This is a genomic window from Janthinobacterium sp. LPB2021202312-11-4 (genome assembly GCF_037049705.1).
Classification (GTDB): Bacteria; Pseudomonadota; Gammaproteobacteria; order Pseudomonadales; family Pseudomonadaceae; genus Aquipseudomonas.
Genome location: NZ_JBAGKV010000022.1, coordinates 59,348 through 79,225, shown reverse-complemented (window position 1 = coordinate 79,225; position 19,878 = coordinate 59,348). Strand labels below are relative to the sequence as shown.

Annotated in this window: 19 protein-coding genes; 3 read left to right on the top strand and 16 right to left on the bottom strand. The window is 58.8% G+C overall.

From position 1 onward, the window contains the following. Positions 1 to 50: 50 nt before the first annotated feature. From V5E99_RS22035 to V5E99_RS21990, 10 genes are all read right to left on the bottom strand, one after another. The gene (locus V5E99_RS22035; protein WP_499804361.1) at positions 51 to 353 is read right to left on the bottom strand and encodes a hypothetical protein; all 303 of its coding nucleotides are present in this window, start codon (positions 351 to 353) and stop codon (positions 51 to 53) included. 91 nt (positions 354 to 444) lie between these two features. After that, complete coding sequence (locus V5E99_RS22030; protein ID WP_499804360.1) at positions 445 to 3,249, bottom strand: EAL domain-containing protein; 2,805 nt, start codon at positions 3,247 to 3,249, stop codon at positions 445 to 447. 277 nt (positions 3,250 to 3,526) lie between these two features. Further along, complete coding sequence (gene fabV / locus V5E99_RS22025; protein ID WP_499804359.1) at positions 3,527 to 4,723, bottom strand: enoyl-ACP reductase FabV; 1,197 nt, start codon at positions 4,721 to 4,723, stop codon at positions 3,527 to 3,529. Positions 4,724 to 4,816: 93 nt separating this feature from the next. Continuing rightward, positions 4,817 to 5,854, bottom strand: coding sequence for a GGDEF domain-containing protein (locus V5E99_RS22020; RefSeq protein WP_499804358.1), 1,038 nt, complete (start codon positions 5,852 to 5,854; stop codon positions 4,817 to 4,819). Positions 5,855 to 5,907: 53 nt separating this feature from the next. Then, positions 5,908 to 6,303, bottom strand: coding sequence for a RidA family protein (locus V5E99_RS22015; protein ID WP_499804357.1), 396 nt, complete (start codon positions 6,301 to 6,303; stop codon positions 5,908 to 5,910). An 18-nt stretch (positions 6,304 to 6,321) separates the two neighbouring features. Then, a complete protein-coding gene (locus V5E99_RS22010) occupies positions 6,322 to 7,281 on the bottom strand; it encodes a GlxA family transcriptional regulator (RefSeq protein ID WP_499804356.1) in 960 nt (319 codons plus the stop codon). A 166-nt stretch (positions 7,282 to 7,447) separates the two neighbouring features. Then, positions 7,448 to 8,446 (bottom strand): bile acid:sodium symporter family protein, encoded by a 999-nt coding sequence (locus V5E99_RS22005; RefSeq protein ID WP_499804355.1) that lies wholly within the window; start codon positions 8,444 to 8,446, stop codon positions 7,448 to 7,450. Positions 8,447 to 8,592: 146 nt separating this feature from the next. Then, positions 8,593 to 9,564 (bottom strand): methyltransferase, encoded by a 972-nt coding sequence (locus V5E99_RS22000; RefSeq protein ID WP_499804354.1) that lies wholly within the window; start codon positions 9,562 to 9,564, stop codon positions 8,593 to 8,595. Next, positions 9,561 to 10,982 (bottom strand): iron-containing redox enzyme family protein, encoded by a 1,422-nt coding sequence (locus tag V5E99_RS21995; protein ID WP_499804353.1) that lies wholly within the window; start codon positions 10,980 to 10,982, stop codon positions 9,561 to 9,563. The genes V5E99_RS22000 and V5E99_RS21995 overlap by 4 nt, the downstream gene beginning before the upstream one ends. Before the next feature lie 144 nt (positions 10,983 to 11,126). Next, positions 11,127 to 12,311: a DUF2252 domain-containing protein gene (locus V5E99_RS21990; protein ID WP_499804352.1), complete on the bottom strand. Its 1,185-nt coding sequence runs from the start codon at positions 12,309 to 12,311 to the stop codon at positions 11,127 to 11,129. A gap of 178 nt (positions 12,312 to 12,489) precedes the next feature. On the opposite strand from V5E99_RS21990, the gene V5E99_RS21985 reads away from it, so the two are divergent. After that, a complete protein-coding gene (locus V5E99_RS21985; RefSeq protein WP_499804351.1) occupies positions 12,490 to 13,398 on the top strand; it encodes an alpha/beta fold hydrolase in 909 nt (302 codons plus the stop codon). Between the two features lie 9 nt (positions 13,399 to 13,407). On the opposite strand, the gene V5E99_RS21980 is transcribed toward V5E99_RS21985, so the two are convergent. Continuing rightward, positions 13,408 to 13,824, bottom strand: a complete 417-nt coding sequence (locus tag V5E99_RS21980) for a DUF1801 domain-containing protein (protein WP_499804350.1) — start codon at positions 13,822 to 13,824, stop codon at positions 13,408 to 13,410. A 159-nt stretch (positions 13,825 to 13,983) separates the two neighbouring features. Between V5E99_RS21980 and V5E99_RS21975 the strand changes: the two genes are divergently transcribed. Further along, positions 13,984 to 14,646 carry a glutathione S-transferase family protein gene (locus tag V5E99_RS21975; protein ID WP_499804349.1) on the top strand — a complete coding sequence of 221 codons (663 nt, stop codon included), beginning with the start codon at positions 13,984 to 13,986 and terminating at the stop codon, positions 14,644 to 14,646. An 8-nt stretch (positions 14,647 to 14,654) separates the two neighbouring features. Here V5E99_RS21975 and V5E99_RS21970 read toward each other — a convergent pair whose 3' ends face one another. From V5E99_RS21970 to V5E99_RS21960, 3 genes are all read right to left on the bottom strand, one after another. Beyond that, a complete protein-coding gene (locus V5E99_RS21970) occupies positions 14,655 to 15,044 on the bottom strand; it encodes a c-type cytochrome (RefSeq protein WP_499804348.1) in 390 nt (129 codons plus the stop codon). A 438-nt stretch (positions 15,045 to 15,482) separates the two neighbouring features. Further along, positions 15,483 to 15,686 (bottom strand): hypothetical protein, encoded by a 204-nt coding sequence (locus V5E99_RS21965; RefSeq protein WP_499804347.1) that lies wholly within the window; start codon positions 15,684 to 15,686, stop codon positions 15,483 to 15,485. Positions 15,687 to 15,829: 143 nt separating this feature from the next. Further along, the gene (locus V5E99_RS21960) at positions 15,830 to 16,150 is read right to left on the bottom strand and encodes a hypothetical protein (protein WP_499804346.1); all 321 of its coding nucleotides are present in this window, start codon (positions 16,148 to 16,150) and stop codon (positions 15,830 to 15,832) included. 190 nt (positions 16,151 to 16,340) lie between these two features. Between V5E99_RS21960 and V5E99_RS21955 the strand changes: the two genes are divergently transcribed. Beyond that, positions 16,341 to 17,282: a SphA family protein gene (locus V5E99_RS21955; RefSeq protein ID WP_499804345.1), complete on the top strand. Its 942-nt coding sequence runs from the start codon at positions 16,341 to 16,343 to the stop codon at positions 17,280 to 17,282. Positions 17,283 to 17,336: 54 nt separating this feature from the next. Here V5E99_RS21955 and V5E99_RS21950 read toward each other — a convergent pair whose 3' ends face one another. Both V5E99_RS21950 and V5E99_RS21945 read right to left on the bottom strand, forming a co-directional pair. Next, on the bottom strand, positions 17,337 to 18,425 hold the full coding sequence (locus V5E99_RS21950) for a polyamine ABC transporter substrate-binding protein (protein ID WP_499804344.1): 1,089 nt from the start codon (positions 18,423 to 18,425) through the stop codon (positions 17,337 to 17,339). Between the two features lie 47 nt (positions 18,426 to 18,472). Then, positions 18,473 to 19,774 (bottom strand): NAD(P)/FAD-dependent oxidoreductase, encoded by a 1,302-nt coding sequence (locus tag V5E99_RS21945; protein WP_499804343.1) that lies wholly within the window; start codon positions 19,772 to 19,774, stop codon positions 18,473 to 18,475. Positions 19,775 to 19,878 lie beyond the last annotated feature (104 nt).

Sequence of the window (19,878 nt, the reverse complement as noted above, 5' to 3'; positions counted from 1 at the left end):
CGTTCTACTGGAGAAGTAGATGCCGCGCGCTTGAGCTCTATGCGGTGCGCTTAGTGCGCGTTGAGCAACGCAAATACACCCATTGCTGCCCACAGCACTGAGACGTACTGCATCGGCACAAAGAACAATGTGTTCTTCTTGCGAAAGACGACTTCGCCACCGGTGTCTTTATCAATGAAGACTTTGCCCGGCTGATTGTTCAGCCGATGGCCAACGTAGGCATTGATCGCCGCGCCCACCAAAAGACCGAGCCCCAGCCCGTACCCATGGAAGAGCACCGCGAAAGGCACCACGCAAAGTAGCGGAATAAGAATCGAAAGAACGCCCCATCCTTGCCAAATAACAAAAAACATAACTCATCCCTGACTGATTTTTGAGGCGCGCAATCTAACAAAAAAAATCAGACTGCGGTAACAATTTGAAATAGGTTGACCGTTTCAACCCCTATCGAGCCACCAACGTAGTCGCCAACAACGCCTCCAACCCCATTGGCTTGGCAAAGTAATAACCCTGGGCCTGCCCTGCGCCCATTTCCCGCAGCAGCACCAGCGTCGCTTCATCCTCGACACCTTCGGCCACCACGCTCAGGCCCAGGGATTCGGCCATGCGCACAATCGCCCGGACGATCGCGCGACTGCGGGCACTGGTGGTCAGCTCGAGGATGAACGACTTGTCGATCTTCAAGCCGCTGAAACGGTATTGATGCACATAGCTCAGGGATGAAAACCCGGCACCAAAGTCATCGAGCACCACCGACATGCCGTTGTCGGCCAATTGCTGCATGGTCAGTCGCGCAATCGCCGGTTCAGCCACCAGCGCACCTTCGGTCAACTCCAGGCAAATTCGCGACGGCGCGACCCCATGCCGCGCCAACAATGCCAGCACCTCACTGGCGAAGTCCGGACGCGTCATGCTGTAGCTGGAGCAATTGACGTGCACCGCCGGCCAGTTGGAATGCTCGGGCCTTGCCAGGATCTCGGCGACGCTGGCAAGCATGTACAAGTCCAGGCGCCCGATCAGGCGCAGGCCTTCGACATCCGGCAAGAACTCGCCCGGCGCGATCACCCGGCCGCCCGGCTGATGCCAGCGGATCAGCGCTTCCAGGGCCAACAGTTCGCCGGTTTCGACGCTGACAATCGGCTGGAAATACGGCAGCAGTTCGTCGGTGCGTTTGAGCGCATTGCGCAACGCCCCTTCACGCTCGACCTGATCCGAGACTTCACGACGCACTTCCTGGTTAAACACCGCATAGCTGTCGCGCCCGGCACTCTTGACCCGGTACATCGCCGCATCGGCGTCGCGCAGCAAGTCGGCCGGCTCGTCATGGAACTGACTGTCGGCGCTGACAATGCCGATACTGCAGGACGAAAAAACTTCATAGCCATTGATGAAAAACGGCAGGTCGAACGCCACCAGAATCCGTTCGGCGATTTCGATCACCACCTCCAGCGGCGCCTCGGGCGCGAGCACCGAAAACTCATCGCCGCCCAGCCGTGCCAGCATGTCAGTGTCGCGCAGGCAGCCGCGCAAACGGTGGGCCGCCTGCATCAACAGCAGGTCGCCAAAGTGATGGCCAAGGCTATCGTTGACCATTTTGAACCGGTCGAGGTCGATGAACATCACCGCCAGGTGCCCGCCTTCGCTGCCGAACCGCGACCAGGCCAGATTGAGGCGCTGCTGCAGGTAAGTACGATTCGGCAACCCGGTCAGCGCATCGTGGGAGTTTTCGTGTTGCAACTTGGCATTGGCGTGATCGAGTTCGCGGGTGCGGTTCTGCACCCGAGCTTCCAGTTTGAGGTTGGCGGCATGGATCGCTTCGGCGGCTGTGCGCCGCGACAACGCGGTGTCGATGTGCCGCGACACAAACGTCAGCAACTCCTGGTCCCGCTGGGTGTACTGCACCTGCGAGGTATAGCTTTGCACCGCCAGCACGCCCCGCACCACATCGCCATCGAACAACGGAATGCCCAGCCAGGAGTAGGACCGGAAATACGCCTCGGCCAGTTCGATTTCACCCTGCTCAGACAATCGGTCCGCTTCGTCGACATCAATCAGGCACGCTCGACGCTGACGAATAACGTACTCCGTCAAGCCCCTGCGCCCACGCCGCGCCGCCGGGCAGATGGTCTGGCGCTCGTCGACGTAATACGGAAAAGTCACTTCACTGGTCGCGTCGTCGAACAGTGCAATGTAGAAGTTCTGCGCAAACAGCAGTTCACCGACGATGCCATGCAGGGTTTGAAACAACTCAGCCATGTCGCCAGGCTGGCTCGACAGCTCAGCAATCTGGAACAGCGCGCTCTGCAGATGTTCGGCGCGCTCGCGGTCGGCCACTTCCTGCCTCAAGGCATCGTTGAGCGCCGACAGCTCCAGGGTGCGACGCATCACCGTCTCTTCCAGGTCCGCACGGTGCAGAATCCGGTCCAGCGCCATGGCCACGTGGCGGGCCACCACCAGAAACAACGCACGGTCTTCAGCGCTGTAGGTACGCGCCACGTCGTAGACCTGCATCGCCAGCATGCCAAACACCTCATCCGAGGCATTTTTCAACGGTGCGCCCATCCAGAACTCGGGACGGTCACCCACGCAATAAAACCGCCCTTCGGCTTGCGCCGCGAGGATGCCGGCAGCGTCGATCAGCAACGGCTGAGCAGTGGTCAACACCTGGCCGGTCAACGACAGGTGCGAACGGTCGAGGTATTCGTAGTTTTCGGACTCCAGGGCATCAACGTCGATGATGTCGACGTAATACGGGTAGTCAATCTTGCCGGTGTGAGGGTCATACAGCGCGAGATAGAAGTTCTCGGCGTCGATCAGGCTAGCCAGCAGTTGGTGAACCCCCACCAGAAACACTGAGCGGTCGCGGGTCGAGCTGGCCAGGTAGGTAATTTCATACAGCACACGCTGAGTTATCTGCGCGCGGGCCAGGGTATCGGTCTGCACCTGAATGCCCAGGCGCTGGGCAAATTCGGCGAGCGCCGGTTCCGTGGCATCGTCGACTGGCGCGAGCAGCCAACCCAACACCGTTTCGCCTTTACCGGTGGGCCAGCGGTGCAACTGGCGGGTCAGGCAAAAAGCTTCAAACTCTTCATTCACAACAATTGACGGCCAGTGCACCCGTGGGTCGCCCTGCCCGACCAAATGCATTTGTTCACCCGCGCGGTAAACCACCCACGAAGTGGTATGGCCCCACTTGCGCGCAGAGTCCAGCAATTGCTCGATCGTATCGTCGTTGCCAGCGAGGGCCATGCCGACAGTATCCGAGTTCCCTTTTTGTTGAGATGCGACAACATCGCAATCGTTCGATTGCCGGGGGAAGTCGGTCAATGGACGAAAACTCATCAGCGCTCCCTGAGCCAAAAACTGGCGATACTCACTTACTGATTGCTAGCAATGTGCCAGTGACCTTCTCCTTTAAAGCTTATAGCGGGTTTTTTCAATAGTTTTATTCGCTTTACGGCCAATCAAGGGCCGTGACTGCCTCCCGCACCGGGCGGCGAGGCAGCCTTGTACACCGGCGGCTTACTTAAGCCTGGAGCAGGTTGGAGATCTTGACGTCCGGATCGACGTCCGCCTCGTAGTCCACCCCTTCGACGCCGAAACCGAACAGACGCAGGAACTCGGCTTTGTAACCGACAAAGTCCGTCAGTTCATACAGGTTGTCATTGCTGACCTGATCCCAGAGTTGCTTCACGCGGTCCTGGACTTCGGGAGCCAGTTCCTTGTAGTCCGCACGCAAGCGGCCCTCTTGATCCACGACTGGAGACGGGTTGTACAAGCTGTCCGCGAAGAGCCCGTAGACCTGCTCGATGCACCCTTCGTGCGTGCCCTGCTCTTTCATGACTTTGAACAACAAGGACAGATACAGCGGCATGATCGGGATCGCGGAACTGGCCTGGGTAACCACGGCTTTCAATACCGAAACCCGCGCATCGCCGCCCAAAACAGCCAATCGCTCACGGATACCAAGAACCTTCTGGTCCAGGTCCTTCTTGGCCGCGCCAATGGAACCGTTCCAGTAGATGTCGTGAGTCAGCTTTTCGCCCAGGTAGGTGAAAGCGGTGGTTTTCGCACCTTCGGCCAGAACACCCGCTTCATCCAGGGCATCGATCCACATCTGCCAGTCTTCGCCGCCCATCACCGCTACCGTGCCATCGATTTCGCTTTGGGTGGCCGGTTGCAGCGTGGTGTCCTTGACCACTTCCTTATCGGTGTCCAGGCCGCGCAAGGTCACCGGGTGGTCCAGCGGCTTGAGGGTGGAACTGAAGACTTCGCCCGTCTTGGGGTGCGTGCGACGCGGTGCGGCCAGGCTGTAAACCACCAGGTCGACCTTGCCGAGGTCGCGCTTGATCACGTCGATGGTCTGCTGCTTGATCTCATCGGAAAAAGCGTCGCCATTGATGCTCTTAGCGTACAGGCCCTTCGATTCGGCAAACGAGTGAAAAGCAGCGGTGTTGTACCAGCCGGCAGTGCCGAGCTTGCCCGCATCACCTTCACGCTCGAAAAACACACCGAGCGTATTGGCGCCACAACCAAAAGCTGACGTGATTCGTGCTGCCAGTCCGTAACCGGTCGATGCGCCAATCACGAGTACGTTCTTCGGCCCTGCGGCAATCGCGCCTTTTTCGCTAACGTAGTCAATCTGACTCTTGACGTTGGCTTCGCAGCCAGTGGGATGGGTGGTCACACAGACAAAACCACGAACGCGCGGTTTGATGATCATAAAAAGATCTCCCTCTTGCGAAATATAGAGAGCCAACACTGGCTATAAAAGTCATAGACGCCCGGAAAGCTTACGCGTCACGCGTGACGCTCATCACACCACCTGATTGCGCCCATTGTGCTTGGCCTGGTAGAGCGCATCGTCGGCACGAGTCACCAGGCTTTCCACCGTATCGTGCGGATTAGCGAGGGCGACACCGAAGGATGCCGTCACCGTGTCGAGCACTTCGTTGGTGCCACGCGCCTTGATCCGCAGCGACTGAATTTTTTGGCGCAGCAGTTCCGCGAAGTCACGAGCCGCCGTGAGATCGGTGCACTCGCGCAGGATCACGCAAAACTCTTCGCCGCCATAACGCGCCGCCAGGGCCTGAGGAGGAAGCGAGCTGCGCAACACCTGCCCCACATGTTCGAGCACGCGGTCGCCCAGCGGATGCCCATACTGGTCGTTGAATTGCTTGAAATGGTCAATGTCCAGCATCACCAGCGCAACAATCTGCGCGTCGGTCTTGAGCGCATGCTCCAGCACGCGTGCGAAGGTGTTGCGGTTGAGCACCTGAGTCAAACCGTCCAGGGTCGCGTCCAACTGGGCGCGCTCAAGCTTGTCGCGCAGGCTTTTAATCTCGTTTTGAGCCGAATGCAGTTGAGCGAGAAAGCGCTCCTGCTGATCGTGCATCGCTTGCGTGCTCTGTTGCAGCTCGCTGAGGATCGCCGGCAAACGCTTGTCGACCGGCTCGGCGAGCATGTCCAGGCAATGCCCCAGACTGGCCTTGAAATTGAGACTGCCATTGACGCTGTGCGAGACGTCTCGCTCCATGCCATCAACCAGATTGATCGCCTGTTGCTGGCCGGCGCGGGCATCTTCCAGCTCGTCGCGAATAATGAAGTCGCGAAACAGCTTCGAGGCGGACTCCGAGGGGAAATAGTCGAAGTCTTTGACCACCCGGTCCAGGTGACGATTGAGCTCCGGCTCCAGGCCTTTGCTATAGGTGTACCAAAGCGCGTAATGGACCGGGTTAGGCGGGATGTTGTGACGCACCATGAGCGGCACTGCCTGTTTAAGCAGCGCTGCCGCCTCGCGGTAGTCCTCTGGATACAATGCTAACGCGGTCGCATGCAGCTCTGATTGGCTCATGGCATCACTTTGTTGGTTGTAATTGGCAAATAAGAATGCGCCGCAGCATAGCCCTACGTTCGCCGCACCGCTACACACTTGATCTCCACCAAAAGCCCCGGGTGAGCCAACTCACTGACACCGATACACGTCCAGGCGCACAGGCCTTTTGGGAAGATCCGGTTCTTCACCTCACGAAACACCGCCATGTGTTTCGCCATCTCGACGTGATAAGTCGTCATGTCGACCACATCTTCGAAGCTACAGCCGCCAGCGGCCAGCACTTGCCGAAGGTTTTCCCAGGCGACGACGAACTGCTGCTCAGGATCGTGGATGACCGCCATTTCAGCGGTTCGTCCCACCTGACCGGCACAGTACAGCGTGTCGCCGACCTTGACGGCGGGGGCGTAGCCGGCGCGTGCGACAATCGGCCGCATGGTTTCAGGAATGATGATTTCACGGTCAGACATTGCGCAGTCTCCGGGGGTTTACTTGACCAGCCGCGTTTCCTTGGAGGGTCGGTAGCCAAAGTACGAGCTGTAGCACTTGCTGAAATGGCTCGGCGAGACAAAACCGCAGGCCACCAGCACATCAACCTGGGACAGCTCGGTGTGCTGGAGCAGTCGACGCGCTTCGGTGATCCGCAACTCCAGGTAATAGCGTTGCGGTGTTGTGCCCAGTTGTTCCTTGAACAAACGCTCGAGTTGGCGCCGGGAGCGACCGGCATAAACCGCCAGTTGATCCAGTTCCAGCGGTTCTTCGAGGTTGGCGCCCATCAGGTTGACCACCTCACGCAACGGCGCGCTCAAACAGATATTTTCCGTCGGTTTGATACGCCGGTAGCGCGACTCCTCGAACGCCAGGATGTCCTCGATGCCCTCAACCAGGGCTTTGTCGTGCAAGCCCTTGATCCAGTCCAGCGCCATGTGGAAGGCCCCCGATGGGCTGGACGCTGTGAGCCGGTCCCGGTCAATGATGTAGGGCTCACTGCTGACCTGGGTGACTTTGCAGAATTCCGCCAGCGCCGGGCGATGCTCGGGGTGAATCGCGCAACGGTAGCCATCCAGCAACCCGGCGCGGCCCAGAAACCACGCGCCATTCCACAACCCGGCCAGACTGATGCCCTGCTCCGCCGCCATTTTCAGCAGGTTGATCAATTCATCACTGGCCTTCAATTCGGTGCGGTAGCCGCCGCAAATGACCAGAAGATCGAGGTCACGGATCTCGGAACAGTCGATCCGCGCATCGGGCCGAATGACCAGCCCCAGATCGCTGACGACCTCGCCGTCGTTCAAGCTGAAGGTGCGGGAGGAGAACAATCCGGGGCGCAGCAGATTCGCGGTGATGATCGTATCCAGCGCTTGGGTAAACGCCGGCAGCGAGAAATGCTCCAGCAACAGAAAACCTGTCCGGGCCATTTGAGTGGGTTGGTCTGAGTGCTCATTCAAATAGCGGAGGTTTTTCCCTTTCATGCCTCCGCTGAATTGGCGTCGTTCGATCAAGGTCTGGGTTACTCGATTACGGCTGATGCGTTGATAAAGCATCATGCTAACCGGCAACGGGCTGAAAAGTCGCTATGGGACGGGGAAGTCCCGTTACATCAAGGTCGCCGGCTCAAGGGTCCACCTGCCCCATCATCTGCGCGACCGTTTCCGTGCGATTGGCATAGCGCTGCGCCAACACCGCACACACCATCAGTTGAATCTGGTGAAACAGCATCAACGGCAGGATCAACACCCCCAACGTACTGCCGGCGAACAGCACCTGAGCCATCGGCACGCCGGTCGCCAGGCTTTTCTTCGAGCCGCAGAAGAGGATGGTGATGCGGTCTTCCTGATTGAAACCGAAGGCTTTGCTCAACACGGTGGACGCCACGAGCACCAGCGCCAGGAGGATGCAGCAAACCACCACCAGCCCCCCCAGTTCCCAGAGCGGTATCTGATGCCAGATGCCTTCAAGCACCGCCTCGCTGAACGCACCGTAGACCACCAGCAAGATCGAGCCCTGGTCGACAAACTTCAGCCAACTCTTGTTACGCCCCACCCAACTGCCAATCCAGCGCCGAGCAATTTGCCCGGCAACAAATGGCAGCAGCAGTTGCACGCTGATTTTCAGAATGGCATTCACCGTCGAGCCGCCATCGCCATGCACGTTCAACAGCAACGTCACCAGCAACGGCGTGAGGAAGATCCCGAACAGACTGGACGCCGCCGCACTGCAAATCGCCGCCGGGATGTTGCCCCGTGCTAGGGAAGTAAAAGCAATCGCCGACTGCACGGTGGCGGGCAGCGCGCAGAGGTAGAGCATGCCGGTGTACAGGTCGTTGCCGATCAGCGGCGACAGCAACGGTTTGAGCGCCAGGCCCAGCAGCGGGAACAGGATGAAAGTCAGGCTGAACACCAGCAGATGCAGGCGCCAGTGCCCGGCACCGGCGATGATCGATTCACGGGACAGCTTGGCGCCATGCAGGAAAAACAGCAGGGCAATGGCGATGTTGGTGAGCCAGCCGAAGCCGACGGCGACTTGACCGCTGGCGGGCAGCAGGCTGGCGAGGATCACCACGCTGATCAATGTGAGGGTGAAGTTATCGGGGAGGAATCGAGGGCGGGTCATGAGCAGCATCCGGGAAGCCAGGAACGTGGCGTCGACTCTAACGCGCCTGTCGGTGACCGACTAACGCCAATGAGCCAGTGAGTAGCGCCAAAAGGACACGGCGCCACTTCAACCACTTTCTTTCAGGATGGCTCCGGCAGAGTCACTTAAACACGTCGCGTCACGATCAGCTCCACGGCCGCAATGCGCTCAACGTGTTCATACCCGGCTTCGAGTAATTCCTCACCGAAAACATCCGGGTCGAGTTCGCGGTAGCGCCACACCAGCGACGGATCTTGGAGCTTCTGCGCCACGGCGGCAAGAAACGGGTCCTGGCCGTCAACAATGGCAACCCCGGTGTAAAGCACCAATGACCCGCCCACCGACAACCGCTCAACCGATTCATGAACGATTCTGACCGACAGGTCGGCACCCAGCGCATCGCCGCCATGTCGATACGCCCGTTGCTTTGAATCTTTCATGTAAGGCGGATTGGCGACAATCAAGTCGAAGCGCCCTTCCAGTTCATTGAGCACATTGCTCGTGCGGCAGATCAGATTGTTCAGACCTGCCAGTTCGGCGTTGATGCGGGTGAACATGAGCGCTTTTAGGTTGATATCCACCGCAATGACTTTCGCCTGGGGGTGCGCCTGGGCAATGAGCATCGCACCGGCGCCGGTGCCACAACCGATGTCGACGGCGCGCTTGATGACGCTATGGTTCGAGCGCAGATGACGTTCTATCGACTGTGCGAATCGATAGGTATCCGGGCCAAAAAAGACCGAGTCTTCCTGGACAGTCGGGAAGGCAGAATGAGCCAGTAACAGGTTATTCAGCGTTGACCATCTAACAGTACTTTTGAGACGTCCCTGCTGGTGTTCAAGCAATCGATGGGCGAGCAATTGTTTCTCTTGTGTAAGGGGTAACAGACCAGGTGCAAACGGCCTGTTCCAGCCAAACGCATCCCGCAGCGTTGTGCCAGGTTCGTCGCCAGCCCTGTCGTTGACCCGTTGATGGGTGATGGGCGTTGGCGTGATGAACGTGTATCGGCTGTTTTGGAGCCAAAAACCAAGTTGCAGCAGTGAAGGCTCAAAGCCGAAGTCGTCCGTTGGCACCTGCTCTCTTTCCTGTCCGCTCATGCCTGGTGCCCCTTGATGTTCTCGCTCATCACTTTGACGAACTCCCTCGTAGCAAAGAGTCCGGCCGGGGTCGCGTGCATGGCCGGGTGCATAAAATTGATGAGCAACGACATTCTTTCACCCGGTGCGCACTGCTCAAGGTCGCCGATTAACCCTTGAAGGTCAGGGTCAGCCGAAGACTGCACATCAGGTTGTGTGGAGGTCTTGCTTCTGAATTGAAATCTGAACGCGTTGCCCGTATTACGCGGGGGCTCACCTTCGCCGTCTTCCATCGTCCAGTTGCCGGCAATCCAATCCCGGAGCAACTGTTTTTCGTATCCGCAGAACACCCCGAACATCGGCGCGCCAGCGCCATCGATCAGCTTCCAGAAACGGCTATTGGCCGGGTCTTCATCACGCTTGATCCAGCCCTTCTTTAATAGCGCAGCGAGAAACTCCGGAATCTGCCCGGGTTTCGCCAGCCACTCATTCACTGTCAGGCCTTCTAGCCGGCAATAGTCGGAGTGCATGTGTTGCCCGAACGCTCTTTTGCGCTCAAGCATGGCGATGACTTCTTGCTCCAGATCGAACGACTTGATCACGGCCGTCGAGCCAATCCCCAGTTCGTTGAGCTTGTAGCCTTGAACCACGCGCCGATAAAACTCATCACGCTCCTCCCCCAAGGGCATCAGCGACAGCACGCTCTGGGCAGCCTTACGCGCATGACCGGTGCTGGCGTTATCGATGGTGACATGCAGCGTGAAGTACTGCGGATCGATGCCCAGCTCATTCAATTCAAAAGAGGTGATCAGCAAGTGCAGCGGAAGTTGTTCATAGCCCAGGTTGTAGCCGATGACTTCGGGCAGGAACTGCGCACCGTGATTGCCCAGCGCCAACTGGATAGCGCCCTGGACGTAATAAATATCCGCCAGCGTGTCACTGGGGTCGCCGTCGATGTCGGCGATCAACTTCTTGTACAACGACACATGATTAAGCGCCGGTTCGCCCTCCCCCAACTCTTCCAGATAAGTACGAATCAACCCATGAAATCGATAGTCCGCCCACTGCGGCAACATCGCGTACAGCCAGGCGCCGTCCACTAACTTGGTCGGAGCGACGTGTTGCAGGAAATACATCGCATGGCTACGTCCGCTGAAAAATTGTCGGGGACCACCCGCGTGTCGCGCTTTCAGATAGGCCGCATATTGTTCGGCAACTTGCGCTACACCCTGGCCAATCCACGCCTGAAGTTGCTCCGCAGTGGCCGGTATCTCACAGACTTCACAATCGGCGAGCGCCAGTTGCTGATTGAGAAAATCAACAACGTCGACGTTGACGTTCGGCCGCATCAACGCCTCATAGATGGATCGGGCTTGAGCATTGGCGGCTGGTGCCGGCGGATTTACAGGCGTACCTGTCATGGGCTGAAGGGAAGTCATAGGCATACCTGGCAGTCAAAACTAGGAAAATTCCGGCGATATTCAGTTCGCCGCTCTTCCTGTTACGAGTCACCCCGTTTCGGAAGATTCATTGAATTTCCTGACGGCCCGGCGTTAGGCGCGCAACGCCGACGAAAGGCAGGTTTAGTGCAGTAATGCATAACGACGGCAATGCTCCAGATAACCCTTTTCATGGTTGCCGACCAGTTGAACGACGCTCGACCAAAGCCAGGATGGCGCGTCCAGCATCTTCGAACGACAGGACTGCAACTCACTTATCCAGGACGCGCGCGTGGCCATGTCCATCTGCCGCGCATGGGCGATCCCCACCACCCGCGCCAGATACCCGGCGGCGCGCATCGCATCGCGCTGACTCAGTTGATCGAGTTCCAGTTTCATGTCCTGCGGGAGCAACTCGCGAATAAAGAAACCACTGTCGAGAATCCGCGTCGCCAGCATGCGATTACCCAGGCCTGGCGACAGAAACCTCGCGCCCTCCACCACGCGCTGACCGTTGTCCCTCGGCATGGCCGCCCGGGCTACGCGCGGCGCGGCGGCGCCAACGGCTTCCTTGATGTCCAGCAGGCAATAGTCCTGATCGTCATCGTTACTGATCCCCATCAGTACGGCGTAACGCTTCAAACCCAGCGAACTACAGCCTTTCACCCAGTACGCGGAGTCGAGCATTTCGACGTGATCGTCCTTCGACCGGCCCTTGAGCGAGGTCACCAACGTATGAATTTGCGGGGTGGCACAAAGCGTCTCAAGCGCGTCACGCTCCTTGGCGCAGAGTGCCCAGAAACGTTTACCGAGGGGGATGGTTGGCCGGGTGTTCTCGATGCGTTCCCGAGCCAGGTGTTTCCAGGTTCGCTGCACCGCGCTGCGCATGCTGGCCTTGATCTGCTCGGGCCGTGGCGGTTCTTCATCGACGTCGTCTTCAAAGGCTTGTTCATAACCGCGCATCATTTCTTCAAGCATTCGTGCGGTCGCCACACCCGGCAGATCCGAGCCTCGGGCGGCGGTCGCCAAGGACAGCGCCAACCGAACGAGGTCGTGAGCCGGGTTGCCGATGACGGTTTGATCCAGGTCGCGAATGTGAATATCAATTCGGCCCTTGGAATCACCAGTCGGCCCGAGATTGCCAGCGTGGCAGTCGCCGCAGATCCACACGGCGGGTCCCTTGGGCAGTCGCTTGCCTGACTGGCTATGCAGCCACTCGTAAAACTGCACCGTACTGCCTCGAACATAAGCGTGCGCAGATCGGGCCATCTTGAGATTTCTGAGCTGGGAAAGCGGTTCCAGGCGTGCGGACGGTCGAGGAGTCTTCATGGGCGATTCTTAAAAGGGCTGAGCTCTATGGACTGCTCCCCAGAGCCAGATGTTTCAAAATATTACAGGATCTGTGACCGGGCACCGACGATTGCTCTTTGAGCCGCTAAATCCTCCCGACCAGCTACCCTTTCATAGTTTCGCTGGACGTTACTCAATTCCCTCTAGAGACCTTGCCATGACCCGCCTCCTGCTAACCGCTTTTATGCTGGTTACCCTGAGCCTCCCCGCACAGGCAGACGTCACGCCATTCCCCAGCGCTTTCCGTGTCCAGGACGTCCCGTTGAACGGTGTCACCCTTCACGTACGCGTCGGCGGCAAGGGGCCAGCCGTGGTGCTATTGCACGGTTTCGGCGATACCGGCGACATGTGGGCGCCACTGGCCGCTGACCTGGCGCGGGATCACACGGTCGTAGTGCCGGATCTGCGCGGGATGGGTTTGTCGTCGATTCCGGACAGCGGCTACGACAAGAAGACCCAGGCCGGCGACATTCGCGGGGTGTTGGCGGCTTTGGGCATCGAACATTCGGTGGTGATCGGTCACGACATCGGCACCATGGTTGCCTTCGCCTATGCCGCGCGTTATCCGCAACAGACGGATCGGCTGGTGGTGATGGACGCGCCGGTACCGGGGATCAAGCCGTGGGACGAGATTGTCCGCTCACCGATGCTCTGGCATTTCGACTTTGGCGGTCCGGATGCGGAGCGGCTGGTGGCCGGTCGCGAACGGATTTACCTGGATCGCTTCTGGAACGAGTTCGCGGGCGATCCCACCAAGATCGATGAAGCAACCCGTCAGCACTACGCCAAGCTCTACGCCCGCCCCGGTGCGATGCGCGCCGCGTTCGCTCAGTTCCGCAGCATTCGTCAGGACGCGGTGGACAACGAGGCGTCGATGACAACGCGGCTGACAATGCCGGTGCTGGCGGTCGGCGGTGAAAAGTCCTTCGGCAACAATGAAGCGATCGTGATGCGCAACGCGGCGGACAACGTCACGCAAGTGGTGGTACCGGGCGCCGGGCACTGGCTGATGGAAGAAGCGCCGACTCCGACCATTCGGGCGATTCGCGACTTCATTGCGCAGTGACCGGGCCGTTCATTTAGCCGGTTTCTTCGAAGTGTTCAGCACCACGGCGGCGCGAATCAGCGCCTGTAATGCCTGTTCATCGATCGTTTCGCCTTCATGAATATCGATGGCGCGCCGGGTGTTGCCTTCCAGGCTTGAGTTGAAAAGCCCTGACGGGTCTTCCAGCGAAGCGCCTTTGGCAAAAGTCATTTTCACCACGGCCTTGTAGGTTTCGCCGGTACAAAGAATGCCGGCGTGGGACCACACCGGCACGCCGCGCCACTTCACTTCCTCGACCACTTCGGGGTCAGCCTGGCGAATCAGCGCGCGAACCTGCGCCAGCGTTTCGCCGCGCCAGTCGCCAAGCCCGCTGATTTTTTCGTCGATCTGCGCAGAGGCCGAAGCACCCGGCTCTCCATCGCTTGAATCCTGTGCATCCTTCTTCATGGAGCGTCGTCTCGGGTGATGATGAGAGACCCTTGAGTATTGCTGACAAACCCATTTCCTCCAGAGGCTCAACGACCGTTGGGTCGACTGAGATCACGGGGTCTGACGGATGATCAATAATTTCAGTCGTGTGCTCACTCTTTCCCGAGGAACTGAAAGATGCCGCTGACGCTTTACTACCATCCGCTCGCGTCGTTCTGCCACAAGGTGCTGATCGCGCTGTACGAAAATGGCGTCGACTTCGAAAAAAGAATCATCGACCTGACCAACGAGGCCGACAGAGCCGAGTTGCAGGCGCTCTGGCCCATCGGCAAATTCCCGGTCATTCGCGATCACGCGCGCCAGCGCAATGTGCCGGAATCCACGCTGATCATCGAATACCTGGACCGTGTTTATCCGGGTGAACATGCGCTGCTGCCAGACGATTGGGAGACGGCGCTGGAAGTCCGTTTGTGGGATCGATTCTTCGACCACTACGTCCATGAACCGATGCAACGGATCGTCGCGGATCGGATCTACGCCGCCCACGGCGACCTGACCAAGGAACGCACACTGCTGGCAACGGCATACCGCATGCTCGAACAACGGATGGCGTCCAGAATCTGGGTGGCCAGCGCGGATTTCAGCCTGGCTGACTGCGCGGCAGTCCCGGCATTGTTCTATGCCAGTACGCTGGTGGCATTTCCCAACGACCATGCCCACTTGCACGCCTATTTCGAGCGACTGATGCTCAGGCCCTCAGTGCTGCGGGTCATCGAAGAGGCCAAGCCGTACTTTGCGTTCTACCCGTTCGCAGAAGCGATCCCGGAGCGGTTTCGCTAGCGCTCGGCTCATTGCGGCTGGAAAGTCTGGAGGTAGGCCAAGAGGTTTTCGATTTTTTCCGGGTCGCTGATGCCCCAGAAAATCATGCGGGTGCCGGACACCACACCTTTGGGGTTTTCGATGTACGCGGCGAGGGTTTCGCGGGTCCAGACCACGCCGGACGTTTTCATCGCCTCGGAGTACTGATAGTCCGTGGTGCTGCCAGCCGTGCGCCCGATGATGCCATTGAGCTGCGGCCCGAAACCGCCCCGTGCGGACTCGCCGACCTGATGGCAACCACCGCAGGTTTTGCCGAACAGTTTGCCGCCCGCTTCGGCATCGCCGGCCGCGCTTGCCGGGATGCTGAACAATCCGGCATTGAGCACTAAAGCGAAGGTCAGTAAGGCGACTTGCTTCATGTAACGACTCCGATATTGCTGACAGAAAACGGGCCGCTATTTCATCACGACAGGCGTGTGTATCGAAGCACTAATAATGTTGCCCGGTCGGTCATAGCACCGTTCCATCCTGCAACGCCGCGCCTTGAAAAAAATCGGTCTAAAAAGCCCCGGCCGGGTGTCGAACCCTTTGCTAGTCTCAAAGGTGTAGGTGAAGACGCAGACTGATGCGCAAGAGGATAGCGAGGACGCGTGGGGCGCGCTCCGAAGGGTACACGGTTAGAAAGATCTCCGCGCTGAGATCCAGCCCTTATGCCGTGTGAGGCAGGAAAGTACACAATTTTGAACGCAAAAAACTTTCCTGTGAGAGGCCTGATAAACCTCGTAAGCCGGAGACCAGCACCGGCCACCTACTCGATTTCAAAGCCCGCCTCGTGCGGGCTTTTTCATGGGCGCTGGTTAATCGTGCAACAGGCCCGAGCTGTATTCGTTGAAGTTGTTACCAATCGCGCTGCCGCCAAAATTCAGCTTGTTGGTGCTTCGGCCGTCAAACTGCTGGCAACCGTCCGAAAAGCAGGTGCTGGTGGTCACACCGGACCCCGAACAGGCGCTCAGCAACAAAGCACCGGCGATCAACACGACTTTGAAGAGATTCGATTTCATTGCTCCGTTCCCTTTGGCTGCAAGCATGGCCACGCACAACCCGAAGCCCTCATCCTAAGCCGGCAAGACTCCTGAAACATAATGAAACATCGCAAGCCGACAGCATTGGTTCAGCTATGACACCGAAGGGGCCGGCGACAGCGTCATTTACGCGCCAACTTGTACTTCACGCAGTCTTCATAAAAGCCCTGCCGGATAGCCTCGGGCTTGATTCGCGACTTGCTGTCATAGGTTTGCTCGGTGATACCCATGGCCATCATGCGCATCCACGACTTGTTGAACGGATAAGCCTGGATCTTCTGCCGTGCGGCATACAGTGAGACACCCGCCAGCTTCAGTTCCTGAGCCCTCGCCGCCGTCCCCGCACCCCAGCTGCACATATATTTGTCATTGGACTGCAGCTCCCTGGCCTCGACCGGGATTGCAACGCTCGCCAGGGCAAACGAGATCAACACATTGCGCAATTGAATTCACCTAACCACCTGAAAGTGCGGCGATTCTGGCGATTACTCCGGCGCTTGGGGGCCAGCAAATTGCCTTATCGGTGTGTTTCTGTCCCTTCGCCGCAACCCGAAACAAGCCAAATCCCGACACTCGCCTACACTTCTTCCCCGTGCATTGATTTTTCAGAAAAAGTTTAAAAACGAGGCCCCGATGCTTAAAACAAAACAATTAATGGGTTTGATGGCCTTGTTACCGGCTTTCACCGCGCTCGCGGATGACGGCGGTATCAGTTTCTGGCTGCCAGGCCAGTTCGGCACACTGGCGGCGGCACCGACCACGCCCGGCTGGAGCCTTCCGCTGGTGTACTACCACGTCAACGCCAGCGACGGCGGGAGCAAGCCATTCCCACGGGGTGGCCGGACCACCCTGGGGCTGGATGCAAAAGCCGATTTGCTGTTCGCCAGCCCCACGTACACCTTCGCCGAACCGTTGCTGGGGGCTCAGGCGGCCGTGTCGATGGTCGCGGCGGTGGGCCGTTCAGAGGCCAATATCGACGCCACGCTGACCGGCCCGCGCGGACGAACCTTTTCCGGGGGCACGGACGACAGCTTGAAGGGCGCCAGCGACGTTTACCTGTTGGGCACGATGAAATGGAATTACGGCGTGCACAACTTCATGGCGTACACCATGGGCAACCTGCCGGTCGGCGCGTATGACCCGGATCGCCTGGTCAATATCGGGCTCGGCCATGCCTCGCTGGATGCCGGCGGCGGCTACACCTACTTCGACAAAACCAACGAGTTTTCCGCCGTGGCGGGCCTGACCCACAACTGGGAAAACCGCGACACCCATTACAAAAACGGCGTCGACGCGCATTTGGACTGGAGCGCCTCACGCTTCGTGACCGACCAGACTCAACTGGGCCTGGTCGGTTACTTCTATCACCAAGTCACAGGCGACAGCGGCAGCGGCGCGACCCAGGGCGATTTCAAATCCAAAGTCAGCGCCGTCGGGCCCCAGGCCGGGCATTTCTTCAAGGTCGGCAAAGACCTGTGGTACGCCAACCTCAAGGGTTACTACGAGTTTGATGCCGAGAATCGCCCCGAAGGCTGGAACACCTGGCTTTCGTTGGTGATTCCGATATCGGGTTAAGCGAAACCGTTCGTTGGGCCGCGCCTGTCGCGGCGCGGCCTGGCGGGACGGTTATTACGTATTGGTTTTCAACTTGTTCCACAACCGCGTCGTCAACCGGGCAATGGCCGGCGGCAGGTCTTCGACAATGAACAGCTTGTCCAGCACCGTTTTCGGCGGGTAAATCGCCAGGTCCTGCTTCACCTCCGGTACCACATATTGATCCGCCGCCAGGTTGGCGTTGGCGTAATGCACGCTGTTGCTGATATTGGCGATCACCTTGGGCTCAAGCAGGTAGTTCATGTAGGTGTAGCCGTTCTTTTCGTGCGGCGCGGCTTTGGGCATGACCACCATGTCGAGCCACAGCGTGGAGCCTTCGTTCGGGATCGAATAAGCGATGTCGATGCCGTTCTTGGCTTCCTTGGCACTGGCGGCGGCTTGGACGATGTCACCGTTGAAACCGATCACCGCGCAGATGTTGCCGTTCGCCAGGTCGCTGACGTATTTGGAGGTGTGGAAGTACTGAATATACGGGCGGATTTTCAGCAACGCCTGCTCGGCCTTGGCGTAGTCCGCCGGCTCGTGACTGTGATGCGGCAACCCCAGGTAGTTGAGGGTGATCGGCAGGATTTGCGTCGGGTTATCGATGATCGCCACGCCACACTGACTCAGCTTCTTGATGTTGGCCTCATCAAAAAACAGGCTCCAGGACCGGGTGACATCGGTATTGCCGAAGATCGCTTTGATCTTCTCGACGTTGTAACCAATCCCCGCCGTGCCCCACATATAGGGGAAACCGTACTGATTGCCCGGGTCGTTGACCTCTAGTTTTTTCATCAGCGCCGGGTCGAGGTTTTTCCAGTTGGGCAACTGGCTTTTGTCGAGTTTCTGGATCGCCCCGGCCTTGATCAGCCGCGACAGAAAATGGTTCGACGGACTGACCGCGTCATACCCGGTGTTACCGGTCATCAACTTCGATTCCAGGACTTCGTTGCTGTCGTGGATGTCGTAGGTTGCCTTGATCCCGGTTTCCTTGGTGAACGTGGGCAACGTGTCGTCGGCGATGTAACCACTCCAGTTGGAAATATTGACGTGTTCATCAGCGAACGCCGCCGCCGAAAACGTTGTGAGCAAGACCGCCAGGGAAACAGGATGGACGCGCATGTTCGATCACCTTTGAAGAACTTTTATTGTGTGTGATAGCCGGTGTTCTAGATTTCTGTTCTGGCCCTGACCGCCTCCACGCGCATGCGAAGCATGGCACCGATATCGAGAAAGGGTTTGGGCGGCAGCCAACCGGGCTGAGCCCTTTGCATGACCGACGTCAACAAGGGCGAGGTGGCACCCGAGGCCAATTCCGCCAGCAGCCGCCCCCACAACGTGCCGCGAGCGACGCCCGAGCCGTTGCAACCGGCCACGGCGAACACGCCCTCCTCGACCTTGGCGAAAAACGGCTGGCCGGAACGCGAGGCGCTCAGGTGTCCGGTCCAGGTGAATTGAATGTCTTGCTCGCTCAAGAATGGAAACCGGCGTTGCAAACCCAGCACATGGTGTTTTCGGCGCACGTGCAGATCAGTGTTGGATAAATCCCGGGCGCGGTACTCGGCGGTGTTGCGGATCATCACCCGACGGTCCGGGGTCAGCCGCACCGTGGCGCCCAGTGGCCGGGTGGAGAGCACGCCCCACGGTTCGACGCTGCCGATCGCTTGAAACTCTTTATCGCTCAAGGGCCGCGTGAGGCTGGCGCTGAGCTCCATCGCGAACGTGCCACTGTCGGCGATGCCTGAGCGCGGGATGAAGGCATTCAGGCACACCAAAACTTGCTTGGCGACGATGCTGCCCTCGACGCCTTGGGCGCGGATGTGTCCTTTGCCCGCACGCTCAAGCCCGGTGATGTCGGTGTTTTCGTAGAGCGTCACCGTCGGCGGTAACGCCTCCAGCAAGCCCTTCACGTACTTGGCCGGTTGCAGCAAGGCGTTGCCGTTGCCACACCAGATCGCCGCCTGGTAATGCCCGGTGCCGAGTTTTTGCTTGAGCGGTTCGCCTTGCAGAAACTGCGCAGAAGCGCCCACCGCGTGCAGCGTTTGCAGCTTGGCCTCGACATGGGTCAGCTTGGCCGGGTCGCTCACGGCGAAGAAGTAACCGGCCTCCCGGAAATCGCACTCGATGCCATGACGGGCAATCCGCTGACGGACTTCCTGGCTGGCGGCGCGGGAGATCGAGGTATCGATGTCATAACCGGCGAAGCCCTGATGACCGCAAAGTTCATCGGTGGCCGGGTGTTCGTGGGCCACCACGAAACCGGAGTTGCGCGCCGACGCGCCTTGCGCCGCCCGTTGCCGATCGACGATCACGATGCGCGCCTGAGGGTGCAGTTCGGCCAGGGAATGAGCGGCGCACAACCCGGTGATTCCGGCGCCGATGATCAGCCAATCGGCTTGTTGCGTACCGCTCAGGCGATCACGCACCGGGGCATCGCCCGCTTGCGCAATCCAGCCACAGACATTTTCCATGCATCACCTCATTTGACTGTAGATCGGCGTGCCACCTTCTGAACTCATGCGATGGACGCATAACGGGGTTCAGAGGGTTACAGCCAGAGCTGGAATCTATAAGG